The sequence below is a fragment of the Spirosoma pomorum genome (genome assembly GCF_054776615.1).
In genome coordinates, this window is the sequence record NZ_BAAHBP010000001.1 from 634,033 (window position 1) to 651,110 (window position 17,078).

Genomic DNA, 17,078 nt, shown 5'->3' on the forward strand with positions numbered 1-17,078 from the left:
TCAGCCCCTCATCTGTGCCGACAATACCGTCGGGGGCTACCGCTACTCATCGGCTGGTGCTTATATTTGACCTATTATCCGCAGCTCTATTGCTTATGTACGTTGGTACAGACCAATCTTACGACACTTCTACGACGCCACGCTGGCAGCGTCTCTTCGGTATTCGACCGGGTGAAGCGCGAACGGTAGGTTTGTTTTTTACGCACAACTTCCTTCTTGGTATCGGTACGATTCTCATCTACGTATCCGCTAACGCGATCCTGCTTGAGAATCACCCAGAATCCAGCCTCCCTATTGCTTACATCGCGTCGGCACTAGCCATGATCGGTTTAGGGCAGGTATACGCCTACTTCGAGCATCACCTTCCTCTTCATAACCTGGCGATTCGAGTATTACTTGCCGTTATCGTCATGACGGCTATTGTGGCGGTTCTGGTCGTCGTTGGCCACTCGGTAGCGGCCGCCATTTCCATCATGGTGGGATATCGACTCATCTATCTACTAAGTAATCTAGAGTTTTGGGGGGTATCGGCGGTAGTATTTGATACCCGTCAAAGCAAGCGACTGTTTAGTGTGATCAGCTCCGGCGACATGCCCGCCAAAGCACTGGGTGCCGTTCTGGCTGCGCTCGTTCATGCTCATGCCGACATTTTACGTCTGCTCCTGCTTGCCTTTGCCACGTTTCTTGGCGCTCTGTATACCCTGCGTCTTACTATTCAATCGCACGAAGTGCACGCACCCCACAGTTCGGCCCGGCCGGTTCGACCGCCATCTCGATTACTGGGCGAGGCTTTTGGCGGTAGCAAGCTGGTATTCTTCATGTGTCTGAGTATGGCCACGCTAGCCGCCGTCGCTACCGAGATTGAGTACAATTTCTTTGTCAACGTCAAACACCGGTTTCACGACCAGGCCGAGGTAATTTATTACGTTAGCGTGGTACTGACGCTGACATATGGGGTGGCTATGGTGGTCAAACTGCTGCTTTCACGGCAGGCACTCGACCGGTTTGGGGTTCGGCGGTCGCTGCTGGTATTGCCTTCGGTAGGACTGGCGGGAATTATTGGGTTGGCTCTGCTGAACCAGTTGACGACCGACGAAACAACGCTGGTAATCTATTTCTGCGGTTTATATCTACTCTTCGAGGTTGTCCGACGGGCGTTGTTCGACCCGGTCTTTCTGGTTTTGTTTCAACCATTGGCACCTGCTCAGCGGCTGACCGGCCATACGCTGGCCAAAGGATTGTACGAGCCCGTTGGTTTGGGCCTGGCGGGTTTCTTCCTGTACCTGCTCCATTCAGCCCCATCGTTGGAAAAGCTGATGCCGTTTATCTGGATTAGTCTGCTGGCTACGGCACTGGGGCTACTTATTTATACGTATCGCTACTACCTACTGGAGTTGAATGACGCAATTGGACGTCGTTTCCTGGAACGCGATCAGTTGGCAATGCCTAAAGCCGCTCAGGCAGGGCTAATAAAACAACTGAGTAGTGGCAATTCGGAGGAGATTCTAACGGCCCTAAACTGGCTTGCTGTTAACAAACCCGACGAACTGACTGGTCACCTACCCACCTTGTTGAGCCATACAGATCCGGCCATTCGGCGCCGGGCAATAGCCAGTTTGGATAAATCGAATCAGAAGTTATCAATCAAAACACTGTCGCACATTGCCCTAACTGACGCAGAACCCGATATCCGTCAGCAGGCATCTTACTTGCTGGGCCGTCGGATTGACGCCGGCCCAGGTGAGCTTGGTACGTTACTCCATCATACTGACCTGGCCATTCGACTGGGCGGTATCCGGGGCGCGCTGGAAGCGAACCGCAAGAGTCCCGTTGCTCGCCAAAGCTTGCTGGAATTGGTCAATAGTTCGAACCAGACGGAACAGCAGGCGGGTCTGAAGTTAATTGCTACGTTGCAACTCACTGACTTATCAGCGCTGGTGAAACAGCGGCTGACCCGTTCGGAACCAGCTGTTGTTCACCAGGCTATGCTGACGGCGAGCCAACTGGCTACGCCAGACCTTACACAGTATCTGGTCGACCAGCTCACCCACGAATCGCTGGGCCGGCCAGCATTGACAGCGCTGAAATCAGGGCACCCTAGCACGGTTCCTGTCCTGAAGCGAGCCCTCGGTAACACGCCAAGTCGTCTACTAATTGAGCGAGCGGCTGCAATCTGTGGTAGCATCCGTACGGCTGAGAGTCGTCAGATCTTGAACAAACTTGTCCAACAGGCTGACCTTGGAATACGGGGAGCCGCGTTACGGGCGTTACGTCGATTTCCGAATGATCCTGATGATGATGCTATATTCCAAGCGCTCCTGACCGATGAGCTTTCCCTGGCTCAGCGACTTCTACACGGAAGTCTGGCAGTTCCCCAACTCGCACAAACGCTTGACTACGAATTGAGCGTATTAACCCAGCGATTGTTCGACATTTTGGCTCAGTTGTATGACACCGATACCATAAACGGAGCTCGTTTAGGTGTTAGTCATCCCGCCCGGGAACGTCGGGCTAACTCCCTCGAAATGCTTGACAACCTGATTCCGCGTCGGGTGTACCAAACAATGCAGGTATTAATCGATGACCTGCCACGCGCCGAACGGGTCCGGACACTTGACGTGGAACTGGGTGCATTCGACGCGCAAGAGTCTATTCAGACCTACGTAACGCGCGTTGGCGAAGCTGTTTTTTCCAGCTGGACCATTCACACGGTGCATCGCCTTTTCTTCAACAATGAGACGTCAACTCAGCAACAAGCGCTGCTTTCCTCTTCCCCATTGCCCATGAGTCACTCCGCTCACCACGCTCCTTCCATTCCTGAATATGATCGGGTGCTGCTGCTGGCCAACACCAGTTTATTCGCCCAAACACCCGAAAACGTTCTGGCCAGTATTACGCCCATCATGAAAGAAGAACAGCATCGGACAAACGACGTCATTTTTCACAAAGGCGATCTGGGAACCGGGATGTACGTCATCTATTCAGGCGATGTCAGCATTCTGGACGGCGAAACCGAACTGGCTCGTTTCAGCCGCGGTGACTTCTTCGGAGAACTAGCCCTGCTGGATACCGAATCTCGATCAGCAACGGCTCAGGCACTGACCGACGTAAAGCTGTTACGCCTGGATCAGGATGACTTTTTCGATCTGATGGAAGAGCGCAGTGAAGTGCTACGAAGTATCGTACGAAGTTTGTCAGGACGTATTCGGCGGCAGAATGATTTACTGGCGGGGCGGAGTAAATCAGATGTAAAGTAGACTCTGACAGGCGTGATCCGCCTATCGATCAGCCATGTCTAGGGCATTTACGGGGAATACTGTATTTTGGCAGTCTAAACCTTTACGCGTTCATCAGTATGTCGGTTCCCGAAGGTATCGGTTCACTTATCGTCGTGGGTGTTCTTGTCCAATACCTACGCAAATTTCTGGACACGAAGAACCGCCTTCCCTATTGGGATAAGCTACTGTCTCAGTTCTGGCCATTTGTTGGTATCCTATATGGTGTCGGCACGATTTTCCATATTAGAGATATAACGGCCTGGTGGTTCTGGGTAGTGGCCGGTACAATTATTTGTTACGTTGTCTGGCAGGCTCGTGACTTCCGGCCGACTCGCTCGCTCTTGACGGCTCTGGTGCCTTATTTCAGTATTCTGTTTTTGAACAGCCTGATTGCTGCTATTGCACCCAAATTTCACAGAGTCAACAACGATTACTTCCAATCAGGCACCACGTTTATTTATTTTTGGCTGGCTGCTTTCATTTACATTGCTAATCGGCAGAAAAAAGCCGAAGAACTCCTGCAACAGGAACGCCAGCAGGAAGCCGAAGCCCGACGGATCATCGAAGCACGGCGATCGGAGCTGGAGATATTGGTTGCTGAGCGGACGGCCGAGATTACCAAGCAGAAAGAAGATCTCGAAAAAGCGCTGACTGAATTGAAGGCAACGCAGTCCCAGCTTATCCAAAGCGAAAAGATGGCGTCGCTGGGTGAACTGACGGCTGGAATTGCCCACGAAATTCAGAATCCCCTAAACTTCGTCAACAACTTCTCCGAAGTCAGCGCGGAGTTGATTGAAGAATTGGAAGAAGAGCGGAAACAACCCAACCGCGATCCGGAACTAGAAGCCGAAATCCTAGCGGATCTCAAGCAGAATCTCGAAAAGATTACTCACCACGGAGGACGGGCTGCCAGCATCGTCCGAGGCATGCTACAGCATTCCCGAACAAGTACAGGACAACGAGAACCAACAGATCTGAATAACTTGACGGACGAGTACCTACGCCTGGCGTATCATGGACTGCGCGCCAAGGATAAAACGTTCAACGCTACGCTGGTCTCTGAACTGGACCCGTCCTTGAAACCCATTCCACTGTTGGCGCAGGACATGGGCCGGGTGCTGCTAAACCTGTTCACCAATGCTTTTTACGCCGTTCATCAACGACAAAAAAAGGGTGCATCAACTGATTACAAGCCTACCATTACGGTCCGAACGCAGGGAACAGCCAAGCAGGTCAAAGTCACAATCAGTGATAACGGAACGGGTATTCCGGACGACGTAAAAGCCAAAATTTTTCAGCCCTTCTTCACCACTAAACCTACCGGCGAGGGTACTGGACTAGGGCTCTCTCTCGCGTACGATATTGTCACGAAAGGGCATGGCGGAAACCTGACAGTCGACAGTCAGGAAGGCCAGGGGACGACTTTTGTTATTACGCTGCCCCTTTAGTTTTTATCCCACCCCGGCCACTATCAATCCGTGTTTGTGTCATTTTACAAGCATCATACGGCCGACGGGTTAGGCTAAATTACTTATCTTTGATCATCCCAGACTAGCCTTACATGAAGATTTTAGTAGTTGACGACGAAGCCGATATAAAGGATTTGTTCGAACAACGTTTCCGACGCGAAATCCGAGCCGGGGAATTCAACTTAGCTTTTGCCACTTCGGGTGAAGAGGCTCTGACCTATCTAGAAGGCCATCCCTCAGAAGTCATTCTGATTCTATCGGATATTAATATGCCGGGGATGAGCGGATTTGAACTGCTTCGCCATATTCGCAGCGATTACGTTAGTCCGCCCCCACCTGTTGTTATGATGATTACGGCCTACGGCGATACTAGCTCGCACGAACAGGCGGTGGCCCTGGGTGCCAATGATTTCCTTACCAAACCGCTCGATTTTGCGGTCCTCAAACAAAAACTTCGTGATCTGGCATGAATGCTAAAGTACTGGTCGTTGACGATGAAACCGATCTTGAACTGCTGATCAAGCAGAAATTCCGGCGGCAGATTCGGGAGAAGCAGTACGAGTTTGTCTTTGCGCACGATGGGCACGAAGCGCTCAGCCTGCTCGATCAGCAACCGGACATTGATCTGGTTCTTACGGATCTGAACATGCCCGGCATGGATGGTCTGACGCTGTTGCTACGTCTGCACGAGAGTAACCCCATGATGAAGGCGGTTATCGTTTCTGCTTATGGCGATATGGACAATATCCGTACGGCCATGAACCGGGGGGCTTTCGATTTTTTGACCAAACCCGTCAACTTCGACGATCTCGAGGTAACGATGCAGAAGACGCTGGCGCACGTGGCTCAGCTTCGGCAGACGTTGCAGGCCGTCAAGGAAAATAACATTCTGCGAATGTACGTCGACGAATCCGTGCTGACGTTCATGAGCCGGAGCGAATTTGAAACGTCGCTCTCAGCCAGCGAGAGCGTTGTGGCCACTGTCATGTTTATCGATATCTGCGGTTTCACCGCCATCGCCGAACGCGAATCCGCTGACCGGGTAGTGAAGCTGGTCAATCGCTATTTCGACGTAATGGTCAAAGAAATCCTGGCGCAGAATGGCCACGTCGACAAATTCATGGGCGACGCTGTTATGGCTGTTTTTCGGGGCGAGTACCACTTTGACCGGGCGCTTGAAGCGGCAATCGGGGTGCGGACCCAGATTGGCCAATTAGAAGATAACCTGCCCGGCCAAGCTGGCTATCACCCGCAGGTAGCTATCGGAATTAACACCGGCGAGATGATCTCCGGAAATATCGGCTCGGCGGCTCTAAAACGACTTGATTACACAGTCATCGGCGACGCAGTGAACACGGCCCAGCGGCTACAATCCGTGGCCCGGCCCGGACAAATCGTTATTTCCGAAAAAGCTCAGCAAAGCATCGCCGAATCATTCACCTGCGAGCGGATTGGCGAAGTCACGTTGAAGAATAAAACGGCTCCCGTCATTGTATATAACGTAGTGGGATAAGCTGTTTCCAACAAGCAAAAGGGGACTATCTACGTAGATAGTCCCCTTTTGCTTGTAATGCCAGCCGGGATGGTTAGTCCTCAGCCAGCGTTTTAGAAATATTCATGCGATAAACGCCCACGGCTGGCAAAGCCGCAGCCAGTAGGCCAATCAGGATGGCAACGCCTAACAAAATCCACTCTTCGGGCAGGATACCGAACGCAGCCAGATCGTAATGGTACTCCGACGAAACGCTGTTGGAGAATAGCCACAAGCCAACGCGGCTGGCCAGAATGCCCAGCACAAAACCAATCAGGGCCAGCACTAATCCTTCCAGTAATAGCATACCGAATAACTGCGCGCGCGTTGCTCCCATTGATAACATCAGCGCCATTTCGTAGCGTCGTTCTTTCAGAGAGTTGTAGAGCGATACAAAAACGCTGATTCCCGAAATCAGCATAATGACGATGGCCAGGCCACGTAACGTTTCGATACCAACCCCGAACAGCGAGAACAGGCGGTTGATCTCGATATTGGGTAATGCTGCCTGTAATTTGGAGTTACTATTGATGCCCCGGGCAATCATCATCCCCAACGGGTTCCGGAACTTGATCAACATGCTAGTAATCTCACGCGGTGCTTCCTCTTCGTGGTCGTGCTCCTCGTGAGCCTCACCTTCTTCATGGTGTTCGTCATGCTCCTCGTGCGCTTCGCCTTCTTCATGCCCGTGATCATGGATGGCCCAGACGCTAGAAACAGGTGTTAGTATCAACTGATCAGCTACCGTATTACTGGCGTTGAGCACGCCGACTACTTTATACTTCTTATCCGCGTGAACATCGCCCCCTTCGTCGAGCCCGTGCGAACCAGAAAACGTATCACCCAGCTTCAAGCCCGCCACCTGCGCCACGCGTGGACCAATGACAACGTCCAGATCCTGCTGAAACAGTCGTCCCTGCCCTACTGTAGCGCCGAAGTGATCAAGGTATTTTTTGTTAGTGCCCACAATTCGGAACGACCTATAATTGTCACCCATCGCCAGCGGGATGGCGGTTTTGATCATCGGGTTCCGGGTCAGCTTTTCCGCTTCTTCCATCGGAATATTTCCCGTTGGTGAATCAATCTGGTAAATGCTTGACAAGATCAACTGCAACGGGCTTCCTTTCGCGCCCAGCACCATGTCGATTCCCCGAATGTTCTTACGAAACTGATCGTCCAGCTGTTTATTCAATAGCAGTAACAGCGAGATAATAGTAATACCAAACGTCATCAGCAGTCCACTCAGAAAGCTGTTCAGCGGTTTGTCTTTCAGGTTACTCCAGCTAATTCGAAAGAGATTCATTGGGTTTGATCGATCGACAAGAATTGGATAATACGCGTTACGTTATAAGTCCAGTTTAAAGTGGTGACTGGCGATGTTAAAGCGCTTGTTCAGGTACAGACGATGGGCATCATACCGGGCCGGGTTCTGCCCCGAATCCAGCGATACGCTCTGGTACCCTTCCTTTCGGGCAAAATCGATGATGAAATCAAGCAGCGCTCCCGCATACCCTTTGCCCCTAGCTTCGGGCAACGTTGACAGATCGTCGATATACAGCGTCTTGCCGCTGTACAGCAAGTTCATTGTCCGATAGCCCATCACTGCTGGCGCTACTTCATTCCCATCATCCACGAAGGCCAGGTCAAAATGATCGTTTCCCTGTTGAAAACGGATTCGTTCGAAAGCCAGCTCCTCGCTTAACTGTGACCGTAGCGCCAGCATGGCGGGTAAACATCGACGAATTTCTTCATCGGTCCGGGCGATACAGATGGTCATAACGTAGCCCGGATGTTTTGCAGTAACTCATCCCCCCCCCGTTCCAGAATCGCTTCGGCCAGTGAGTGTCCGAGCGCGGGCGCTTCGATCGGTGCCCCGGCAAACGTTTCCCGCAGGAACTCACTACCGTCCAGACTGACCAGACCACCCGTCAGGCTGATTGTTTGCTCGTTAGTCCAGGTAGCCAGCGCAAACGAGGGAATACTGCACCCACCCTCCAGCCGCGCCAGGAATGACCGTTCGGCTAACAGGCAGTCTTCGGTGTCCTCGTGATTGACCAGCTGACGTATCATCTGCTTCAGCTCGGCGTTCATACCGACCGAAGCCTCAATGGCAACACTTCCCTGACCAACGGCGGGCGTAAAATCGGTTACCGGAAGATGCTCAACAATCAGATCATCGTAACCCATTCGGTGCACACCCGCAAAGGCCAGCAACAATGCATCACATTGTCCTTCGTCCAGTTTGCGCAACCGTGTCTGTAAGTTTCCCCGCATATCGACAGTAGCCAGATGCGGGCAGAAATGCTTGAGCATTGCCACTCGACGCGTCGATGATGTACCAATCCGGAAGGCTTCTCCGCTGGTCAGCGACAGGCTTTTATTTCGGCTAACCAGTACGTCATTCGCTTGCTCGCGTTCGGTAAAGGCGATGATTTCCAGATCAGAGGGTAAACTCGATGGTAAATCCTTGGCGCTGTGGACCGCTATATCGATTGAGCCATCGCGCAGCTGATCTTCCAGCTCCTGCGTGAAAACACCCTTAGAGCCAATTTTAGATAAGGAGCGATCCAGAATTACGTCTCCTTTGGTTTCGATAATGACCAGTGACGTTTTAATTCCGCCCGCTTCCAATAAACGCTGAATGTATTCGGCTTGCCAGCGAGCGAGCAAACTCCCCCGCGTTCCAATGTTCACATGCATAATACCGCAAAGGTACGACCTAAATAGCGTGAAAAACAGGCTCAAGCTATACTACTTGTTGTGGAACCTGAGCCCCACAAATACCCAAAATAGCAACAGTACTTTCTACAGTCAGAAAACGAAAATTTGTGAAATAGAGACAAAAAGTCGCAATATGAGTAACATACTACCCTCTTTTCTGCCATCCTGACCGATAAAAAGACATTTTTTAATCAGGCACGTAGTTTGTTTATTATTTGTCATCAGACAGTAAACAGCAACTCCTATGAAAGCAATAGAAAATGTGTTTCAGGGTACGGGCGGGCAGATCGATTTGCTCAACACGCTCTATGGCGGTTCTAGTCAGACAACGATGAACATAGAGCGTGAAGACGAACGTCTACTCGTCACCCTGTTGGCCCCGGGCGTAAAGACAAACTCTTTCAACGTCCTGGTAGAAGGTAATAAATTGGTTTTATATACACTATTGGTTGGTAGTTCAACAAACCAGGACGGTGATGGCATCAGCCAGCGACTAGCCGTTCCAATGTTTTTAAGGGCACTGGATATTCCATCCTTCGTGGATGCAGATAATATAGAAGCTGTACACGCACCTGGTAAGGTTACGGTCTCGCTACCCTTTAAAGACGAAGAGCACTTGCACCGACGCATTGATATCAAAGATCTTTTCTAATCATTTCCTTCCAGGGTATTTGCCCTGCTGCCTATAGATCCCAAGGTCGTTTCCACGGAAACGGCCTTTTTTGTTTTCGGCTCTAACCCAGCATTTACCGTCTTCTTCAGGGCCATTGATTCGTGGTCAAAAAAGTTTTTAGTCAGTAAATAAGTTGAGAACGTAATATTATCTTTATATATAATTTTCTTTTATATATTTGTTTTAAACATAGTTAGCAAACGAACTACTAATATGGACTCTGCTAATCAGGAATTTTTACGAGGAACACTCAAAACTATAGTACTTGGCCTATTGGCTAACCAAGGCCGAATGTACGGTTACGAAATCACGCAGGCCGTTGAAGAACGTACTGCCGGTGAGATAACGCTCACGTTTGGCGCACTTTATCCTGTGCTTCACAAACTGGAGGATGAAGGATTACTAACCACGCAGAGCCAAGAGGTTGACGGACGACTACGCAAATACTATATGCTGACGGCCACAGGCAGCGAGACGGCGGTTCGAAAAACCGGCGAATTTGAGCGGTTTGTTCACCTTATGCAGCTGTTGATCAAGCCTACACCGGGCATGGCCCTGGGTCAATAGTTTAGACGGTTTCATAGCTCCACTTTCCATCCCCTTACCGATTTATGAACAAACTATCGCCCGATCAACTCGATCATATAGCGCGGCACATTCAGCAAACCAATCCGCATCAGGCATTACAGGCCGAGTTGCTGGATCATCTGGCGTCCCAAGTTGAGCAACATATGACTCAGGGGCTGGACTTCCAAACCGCTTTCGATCAAGTCAAACAGCAGGCTAGCCCACAAGCGTTGACCCAGTTGAAGCAACTTTATCTGCGCGAGTTCATTCCCCAGTCAGCGGTTCATTTATCGTCTGGGCGGATTGGTGCACGAGCCAGACGACGTTCTGCGGCCAAACCATTTCAGTACATGCTGCTGTCTAACATCGTCGCATTTGTTATTTTAATGAGTAGCCTCATCTGGATTAGTCGCCCATTGGCCGTACCGATTGGCGCTTTTCAACGCGTGTGGGGCGCCGGTATCATCATACTAGTTGGTCTACTCGGTGTATTCCTCGTTCGATGGTGGACAACGCGCCGATCCCACAAACCAAAACCGCTGCGCACCATCTGAGCCCCACAGACGATCAGGTTTTCGCTCTTTCCTAAACCCCTTTCCTGATGGTTACTCATTACCTCACAGTGGCCCGGCGCCACCTGTGGCAGCATTGGCATGTCAATCTTATTAGCGTACTGGGCCTGTCGATAGGACTAGCCAGCGGCCTGCTTATTTTTCTGGTCGTCAACTACATGTTTAGCTTTGATCGGTATCATCCGTATCTCGATCGTACTTATTGGATCGTCACGGATGTCAAGCGTGCATCAACAATGCCCACTGATGCGGCACCCCGACCACTGGCGGAAGTTCTCCGGCGGGATTATTCATTCGTCGAAAGCGCTGTCCGGCTCGAAACGTTCTTCGGTCGTACACTAAGCGTACCCGATGGCAAGGGAGGCTGGGTTAAGAAATTTGCCGAAGCCAGAACTGTCTGTTTTACCGAACCTCAGTATTTTGACTTATTCGGGGTGGAATGGGTGAGCGGAAACGCGAAAACAGCTTTGGCCACTCCTAACACGATCGTATTGAGTGAACGATACGCTCGCAAGTATTTTGATACAGCACCGGCTATGGGCCGAACGATTCGGTTAGACAACCAGACCGACCTGCTGGTAACGGGAATTGTCAAAGACCCGCCGGCCAACACCCAGCTTCGGTACGACGCCTTTGTTTCCTACGCTACTATCCCAGCGCTGGAAGGGGCGACCTCGCTTAGCGACTGGCAGGGTTTGCAGGCTATGTGCTTTGTACGTTTACGAGAAGGAATCGACCCCACTTTACTGGAGCGTAGCTTACAAGCTATTCGGCAGAAGAACCTGCCTCCTCAGGAAGCATCTCATTTTAACTATCAGGTTTTACCGTTAGCTGACCTCAATCACGAACGTAGCGGCACAGCTCCCCGGCCAATTCTTTACGCGCTGATTAGTGTGGGCGTGCTTCTGGTCATGGCAGCTTGTATCAACTTTATCAATCTGGCAACCGCCCGGGCGCTTAAACGAGCGCGGGAAGTAGGCGTTCGTAAGGTAATGGGTAGTACGCGCTGGCAATTAATCAGTCAGTTCATGCTGGAAACTACCCTACTGGTTCTTTCGTCAATGGTTGTCACGCTTCTCCTGACTCAGCTAGCGCTTCCGCTCGTCAATCAAACACTGGCGGACAGCATTGATATGTTACGTCCAGATCTGTCTATCATGGATGTATTCGATCGACGGGCTATCGTTTGGTTTCTGGTCCTGCTTGTTAGCGTCATTATTCTCTCGGGTTTGTATCCAGCGTTTGTTCTGGCTCGTTTCAACCCAGCGATTGCGTTTACCAATCAGTCATCTAGCCGGTATACCGGTCGGTTTGGTATTCGGCAAGGCCTCATTCTGGGGCAGTTTGTCCTGATGCAATTTTTCATTCTGGGCGTCCTGGTCATTACGGCACAACTTCTTCACATGCGACAGGCCGACTGGGGATTTCAGTCCGATTCGACGCTGGTCGTTTTTCTGCCACAGCGCGGATCCATTCCTTTCTCAGCGTTACGCGAACGTTGGAATCAGATTCCGGGTGTCGGAGAAGTTGCTTTTGGCAGCGATCCACCTGCTTCACCCTACAATCACCCCAGCCCCTGTAGTTATCACATGGCTACAGAACCCGAATCGTTCGAAACCCGTGTGCGGGCAATCGACGAACGGTACGTATCGGTGTTTGGCTTGGCGCTGGTAGCCGGCCGAAACGTCCAGGCTTCCGATACGCTCGGTCGGGAAGTCCTGGTTAATGAAACACTGGTAAAACAACTCGGTATCACTTCTTCAGCCAGCGTAGTAGGTAAACCCTTACGAATAAAGGACGCAGACCGAACTATTGTCGGCGTCGTACGCGACTTTCGTAGTAGCGATTTACACCAGCCCATTCTTCCCATAACGTTAATTCATGACCTACCGCACAGTCGAGTGGCTATGCTCCGGCTGAACTCTGGGCATTCTTCAGAGACTCAAAAAGCCATACAAGAAGGCTGGGATAGCGTTCTACCAGATCAGGTCTACCACGCCGAAACGCTGACCGATTTACTAGACAGTTTTACCGAAACGGAGCGTTTATTGGCAGGCCTTATTCAGTCCTTTGCCTTGGTTGCCATTGGCCTGAGCTGTCTAGGTCTATATGGATTGGTTACCTTTTTGAGCGAGGCAAAAGCTAAAGAAATTGGCGTTCGCCGGGTATTGGGCGCTCGTACCGTACAACTGCTTTGGTTGCTGGGTCGCGAATTTGGCAAACTCCTTGGCCTAGGCTTTCTGATTGCAGCACCGGTCGGAGCGTGGTTGCTCTCCCACTGGCTCCAGCAGTACGTATACCGCATCTCGTTAACCGGCTGGTTGCTACTAAGCACGCTGATAGTCACTGCGTTAATTACCATTCTAACCATTTACCGCCAGGCCCTGCATGCTGTCCACATCAATCCGATCAATTACCTAAGACGTGAATAACTGACCTCAACCGTCCTATAACGACCTGACCCATCTTACGTTCGTCAATTCTATCACCTATTCCTGCTTATGAAATTTCTTACGGTTTGTTTATTACTGGTTAGCCTGATCGGAACGGCGCAGTCTGTTACACGTAAACGTCCGACAACAGTTCGATCGGCCACGTCCACAGCTGAGATTCTATGGGACAACGCCGGTGTGCCCCACATCTATGGGCAGACATTAGAAGCTATGTATTATGGTTTTGGCTACGCCCAGATGGAAAACCATGCCAACCTGCTGCTTCAACTCTACGGACAAGCCAGAGGTCGGGCGGCCGAGTACTGGGGAGCCAACTACCTGGACTCAGATAAGATCGTTACCTTGTTCGGCCTACCCGAACAGGCGCAGAAGCAGTATGCCCAACAGCCAGCCGACTACAAGCCCTGTCTGGATAACTTCGTCAGTGGCCTGAACGCTTACGCCAAAGCCCACCCGGAGGCCATTGGGGATGAGTTCAAACAAGTACTACCCATTAAGCCCCAGGATATACTAGCCCACATTAGCCGGGTGCTTTGCCTGGAATTTGTCGGCGGTAGTGAAGCCGGAGCTGCTCGGGTAATGCTTCCTGGGTCAAATGCCTACGCTATTGCCCCCGCTAAGTCGGCGTCGAAAAAAGCGTTGCTGCTGGCAAACCCCCACCTGCCTTGGGAAGGTTTCTTTCTATTTTTTGAAGCCCATCTGAACGGACCGGACTTTATGGCCTATGGGGCGTCCTTGATTGGCCAGCCTGTACTGAACATTGCGTTCAATCAGGATCTCGGCTGGACGCATACGGTAAACACCATTGACGCAGCGGATCGGTACGCACTCACAGTACAGAATGGTGAATACGTTCTGGATGGTATTAAACAGCCGTTTGAGACAAAAGCCATTACGTTACAGGTTCGCCAGCCCGATGGGAAACTCAAGCCACAACCACTGACCTACCGCTACAGCAAGCATGGTCCAGTCATGGAAACGAAGGACGGAAAAACGTACGCATTTCGATTCGCGGGTTTAACGAATCCTTCTACTGCCGCTCAGCACCACGCGATGGCTAAAGCCAAAAACCTGGCGGAGTTCGAGAACGCCCTTCAACGAATGCAGTTGCCGATGTTCAACGTCATTTACGCTGACAAAGCTGGCAATATTATGTACCTCTTCGATGGTAATGTACCCGTTCACGCAGAGGGCGACTGGCCTTTCTGGCAGGGTGCGGTTGATGGTTCCAGTTCAAAATACATCTGGACAAAAACCCATCCCTACACCGATTTGCCAAGAGTCTTAAATCCACCATCTGGCTTTGTGCAGAACGCTAACGATGCACCCTGGAGCTGTACGTATCCGGTTGTCCTGAATCCAAAGACATTCCCCGCGTACATGTCTCCGATCGGTATGCCCCTGCGGTTACGTCCCCAGCGGTCGATAAACCTGGCTAAGGATGATGCGTCCATTAGCTTCGATGAGTTGGTTGGTTACAAACTGAATACGGGTCTGGAATCAGCCGACCGTTTTCTGGATGATTTGCTGACCGCCGTTGATCAACACCCGGATTCATTGGCGCAACAGGCCGCTACCGTGCTCAAAGCCTGGGACAAAACAACCAACCGGGATAGCAAAGGGGCCGTCCTGTTTACTACTTGGTTTGACCAGTTCCGCCCAAACATGGCAGCGGTTGGCTGGGATCCCGAACGACCAAGCAGTACGCCCGATGGGCTAAAAGATCCTAAAAAAGCGGTCGAGATGTTACGTAACGCAGCGCAGCAGGTCCGCCAGCGCTATGGCCGACTGGACATTGCCTGGGGCGATGTGAATCGGTTTGGGCCAGCCGGACAGGATTATCCAGCCAACGGTGGCTCCGAGCAATACGGTATTTACCGGACCATTCATTTCGTACCCGATCCCAAACAGCCGCAGCAGAACCGGGCCGTTGCGGGTGATACGTACGTTGCGATAACCGAATTCGGTGAGAAACCGCGAGCGCAGGTTTCCCTCAGCTACGGTAACGCCAGCCAGCCTGGTCATAAACACAATGGCGATTCCTGGAAACGCATGTCGGATAAAACGCTACGGGAAGCGTTGCTTGACAGACCAGCGATTATGCAGCAACTGGAGAAAAAAGAAAGGCTACAACTCAATCAAAAGCCATGAGTGAGTCCGGCAGCAGCTACTGATAAAAGCAAGAAGGCCGCCTTACGTAAGGCGACCTTCTCTTATACAACCAGTTTTCTAATTCGTCATTTTTCCGTCGATCAGACGCCAGATGTGTAATGGATTGCCAGCCTTCAGTTCGTCCGGCAGTAACGCATCCGGAAAGTTTTGGTAGCAGACGGGTCGAGCAAATCGGACGATAGCATTCGTTCCTACCGACGTCGACCGGGAATCAGTCGTGGCCGGATAGGGCCCGCCATGCTGCATAGCATGACTTACTTCTACTCCTGTTGGGAACCCATTGATCAGCAATCGGCCAACTTTTTGCTCCAGGATCTCCAGAAGATCAGCATAGTCGAGCAGTTCTTCGTCGGTGCCATAAACCGTCGCCGTCAAGTGACCTTCCAGCCCTCTCGCTACATCCAGCAACTGCTCCCGACCATTCGCCTGAACGATGACGCTACTTGGCCCGAACACTTCTTCCGCGATATCAGCCTGCGCCAGCAACGCATCAGCGGTTGTTGTCAGTAGCGTTGGGGTACCGTTGGCAAATCCATCCGCTTCCGTAGCCTGCGCCAGTACGTCTACGCCGTCTACCTGCCGTAATCTGTCAAGACCTTTGGTGAATGCCTGGTGAATCCCCTGCGTCAGCATGGCCGCTGGTGCCGCCTGTGCTACGGCTTTCCCAGCTTCCTCAATGAACGTATCGGCTTCGGGAGCCTTCTGTAATACCGACAAACCAGGATTTGTACAAAACTGCCCAACGCCCAGTGTCACCGAACCAACGTAATTCTGGGCCAGCGTGGTACCTTTTTCTTTCAGAATACCCGGCAGAAAAAATACTGGATTCGTGCTGCCCATCTCCGCATAAACTGGAATAGGTTCAGGACGACGGTTAGCCGCATCGAATAAGGCTTTTCCACCCCGTAATGACCCTGTAAAACCAATCGCTTTGATGGCTGGGTGTTCAACAATCGCCATGCCCACCGCCGTAGTACGACCGTGTACTAGTGCGAACGTACCAGCGGGCATACCGCATGATTCAACGGCGCGTTGAATTGCATCGCCTACGAGCTGTGACGTTCCCGGATGAGCCGGATGCGCTTTCACGACCACCGGGCAACCAGCAGCCAGCGCCGACGCGGTATCTCCCCCCGCGACTGAAAACGCCAACGGGAAATTACTGGCTCCGAAAATCCCAACTGGCCCTAACGGACGTAACATCTGCCGCAGGTCAGGCCGGGGAAGCGGTTGCCGCTCGGGCAAAGCCGTATCGATGCGGGCGTTCACCCACGAACCTTCGCGTAAATAGTCAGCAAACAGACGGAGCTGCCCCGTCGTACGCCCCCGCTCACCGGTCAGTCGAGCTAGCGGCAGACCTGATTCCGCCTGAGCTCGCATCAGCAGCTCGTCACCGAGGGCTTCGATTTCGGACGCAATTGCTTCCAGGAACTGCGCTTTATCGACGCCTGATTTTTTACGGTACTCAGCGAAGGCTTTCGCGGCCTGTTCACAAGCCTGGGCCACCTCGTCGGTAGTAGCTTCGTCAAAAGATCCGGGCAGAGCCTCGCCCGTAGCGGGGTTGATTCCATGAAATGTATCGGCCGACGATTGTGTATCGATCATAATGAGTAAAGGTTAGGTTGTTTCTGGTAGCCGCATG

The 17,078-nt window shown here is 51.7% G+C and carries 13 protein-coding genes; 9 read left to right on the plus strand and 4 right to left on the minus strand.

Translation table 11 applies throughout. From position 1 onward, the window contains the following. Positions 1–95 precede the first annotated feature (95 nt). From ACYVAD_RS02595 to ACYVAD_RS02610, 4 genes are all read left to right on the plus strand, one after another. The gene (locus ACYVAD_RS02595; protein WP_461137903.1) at positions 96–3,257 is read left to right on the plus strand and encodes a cyclic nucleotide-binding domain-containing protein; all 3,162 of its coding nucleotides are present in this window, start codon (positions 96–98) and stop codon (positions 3,255–3,257) included. A gap of 98 nt (positions 3,258–3,355) precedes the next feature. Continuing rightward, entirely contained in the window at positions 3,356–4,726 is a 1,371-nt protein-coding gene (locus ACYVAD_RS02600; RefSeq protein WP_461137904.1) for an ATP-binding protein, read from the plus strand. Between the two features lie 113 nt (positions 4,727–4,839). Next, positions 4,840–5,217: a response regulator gene (locus ACYVAD_RS02605; protein ID WP_461137905.1), complete on the plus strand. Its 378-nt coding sequence runs from the start codon at positions 4,840–4,842 to the stop codon at positions 5,215–5,217. Beyond that, on the plus strand, positions 5,214–6,260 hold the full coding sequence (locus ACYVAD_RS02610; protein ID WP_461137906.1) for an adenylate/guanylate cyclase domain-containing protein: 1,047 nt from the start codon (positions 5,214–5,216) through the stop codon (positions 6,258–6,260). The genes ACYVAD_RS02605 and ACYVAD_RS02610 overlap by 4 nt, the downstream gene beginning before the upstream one ends. Positions 6,261–6,333: 73 nt before the next feature. Here ACYVAD_RS02610 and ACYVAD_RS02615 read toward each other — a convergent pair whose 3' ends face one another. Genes ACYVAD_RS02615 through hemC form a run of 3 tightly spaced genes read right to left on the minus strand, consistent with a single transcriptional unit; the run spans position 6,334 to position 8,978 of the window. Further along, entirely contained in the window at positions 6,334–7,581 is a 1,248-nt protein-coding gene (locus ACYVAD_RS02615) for an ABC transporter permease (protein WP_461137907.1), read from the minus strand. Positions 7,582–7,623: 42 nt separating this feature from the next. Then, positions 7,624–8,055 carry a GNAT family N-acetyltransferase gene (locus tag ACYVAD_RS02620; protein WP_461137908.1) on the minus strand — a complete coding sequence of 144 codons (432 nt, stop codon included), beginning with the start codon at positions 8,053–8,055 and terminating at the stop codon, positions 7,624–7,626. Next, positions 8,052–8,978, minus strand: a complete 927-nt coding sequence (gene hemC / locus ACYVAD_RS02625) for a hydroxymethylbilane synthase (protein ID WP_461137909.1) — start codon at positions 8,976–8,978, stop codon at positions 8,052–8,054. Before hemC ends, ACYVAD_RS02620 begins: the two co-directional genes overlap by 4 nt. A 265-nt stretch (positions 8,979–9,243) precedes the next feature. Here hemC and ACYVAD_RS02630 point away from each other — a divergent pair, with 265 nt between their 5' ends. The 5 genes from ACYVAD_RS02630 to ACYVAD_RS02650 all read left to right on the plus strand — a co-directional run bounded on the left by ACYVAD_RS02630 (position 9,244) and on the right by ACYVAD_RS02650 (position 15,415). After that, positions 9,244–9,651: an Hsp20/alpha crystallin family protein gene (locus ACYVAD_RS02630; protein ID WP_461137910.1), complete on the plus strand. Its 408-nt coding sequence runs from the start codon at positions 9,244–9,246 to the stop codon at positions 9,649–9,651. Positions 9,652–9,885: 234 nt separating this feature from the next. Then, positions 9,886–10,239 carry a PadR family transcriptional regulator gene (locus tag ACYVAD_RS02635; protein ID WP_461137911.1) on the plus strand — a complete coding sequence of 118 codons (354 nt, stop codon included), beginning with the start codon at positions 9,886–9,888 and terminating at the stop codon, positions 10,237–10,239. A gap of 44 nt (positions 10,240–10,283) precedes the next feature. Further along, positions 10,284–10,793, plus strand: coding sequence for a hypothetical protein (locus ACYVAD_RS02640; RefSeq protein WP_461137912.1), 510 nt, complete (start codon positions 10,284–10,286; stop codon positions 10,791–10,793). 47 nt (positions 10,794–10,840) lie between these two features. Further along, the gene (locus ACYVAD_RS02645) at positions 10,841–13,243 is read left to right on the plus strand and encodes an ABC transporter permease (protein WP_461137913.1); all 2,403 of its coding nucleotides are present in this window, start codon (positions 10,841–10,843) and stop codon (positions 13,241–13,243) included. A 69-nt stretch (positions 13,244–13,312) separates the two neighbouring features. Continuing rightward, positions 13,313–15,415, plus strand: a complete 2,103-nt coding sequence (locus tag ACYVAD_RS02650; protein WP_461137914.1) for an acylase — start codon at positions 13,313–13,315, stop codon at positions 15,413–15,415. A gap of 78 nt (positions 15,416–15,493) precedes the next feature. On the opposite strand, the gene ACYVAD_RS02655 is transcribed toward ACYVAD_RS02650, so the two are convergent. Beyond that, entirely contained in the window at positions 15,494–17,041 is a 1,548-nt protein-coding gene (locus tag ACYVAD_RS02655; RefSeq protein ID WP_461137915.1) for an aldehyde dehydrogenase (NADP(+)), read from the minus strand. Positions 17,042–17,078 lie beyond the last annotated feature (37 nt).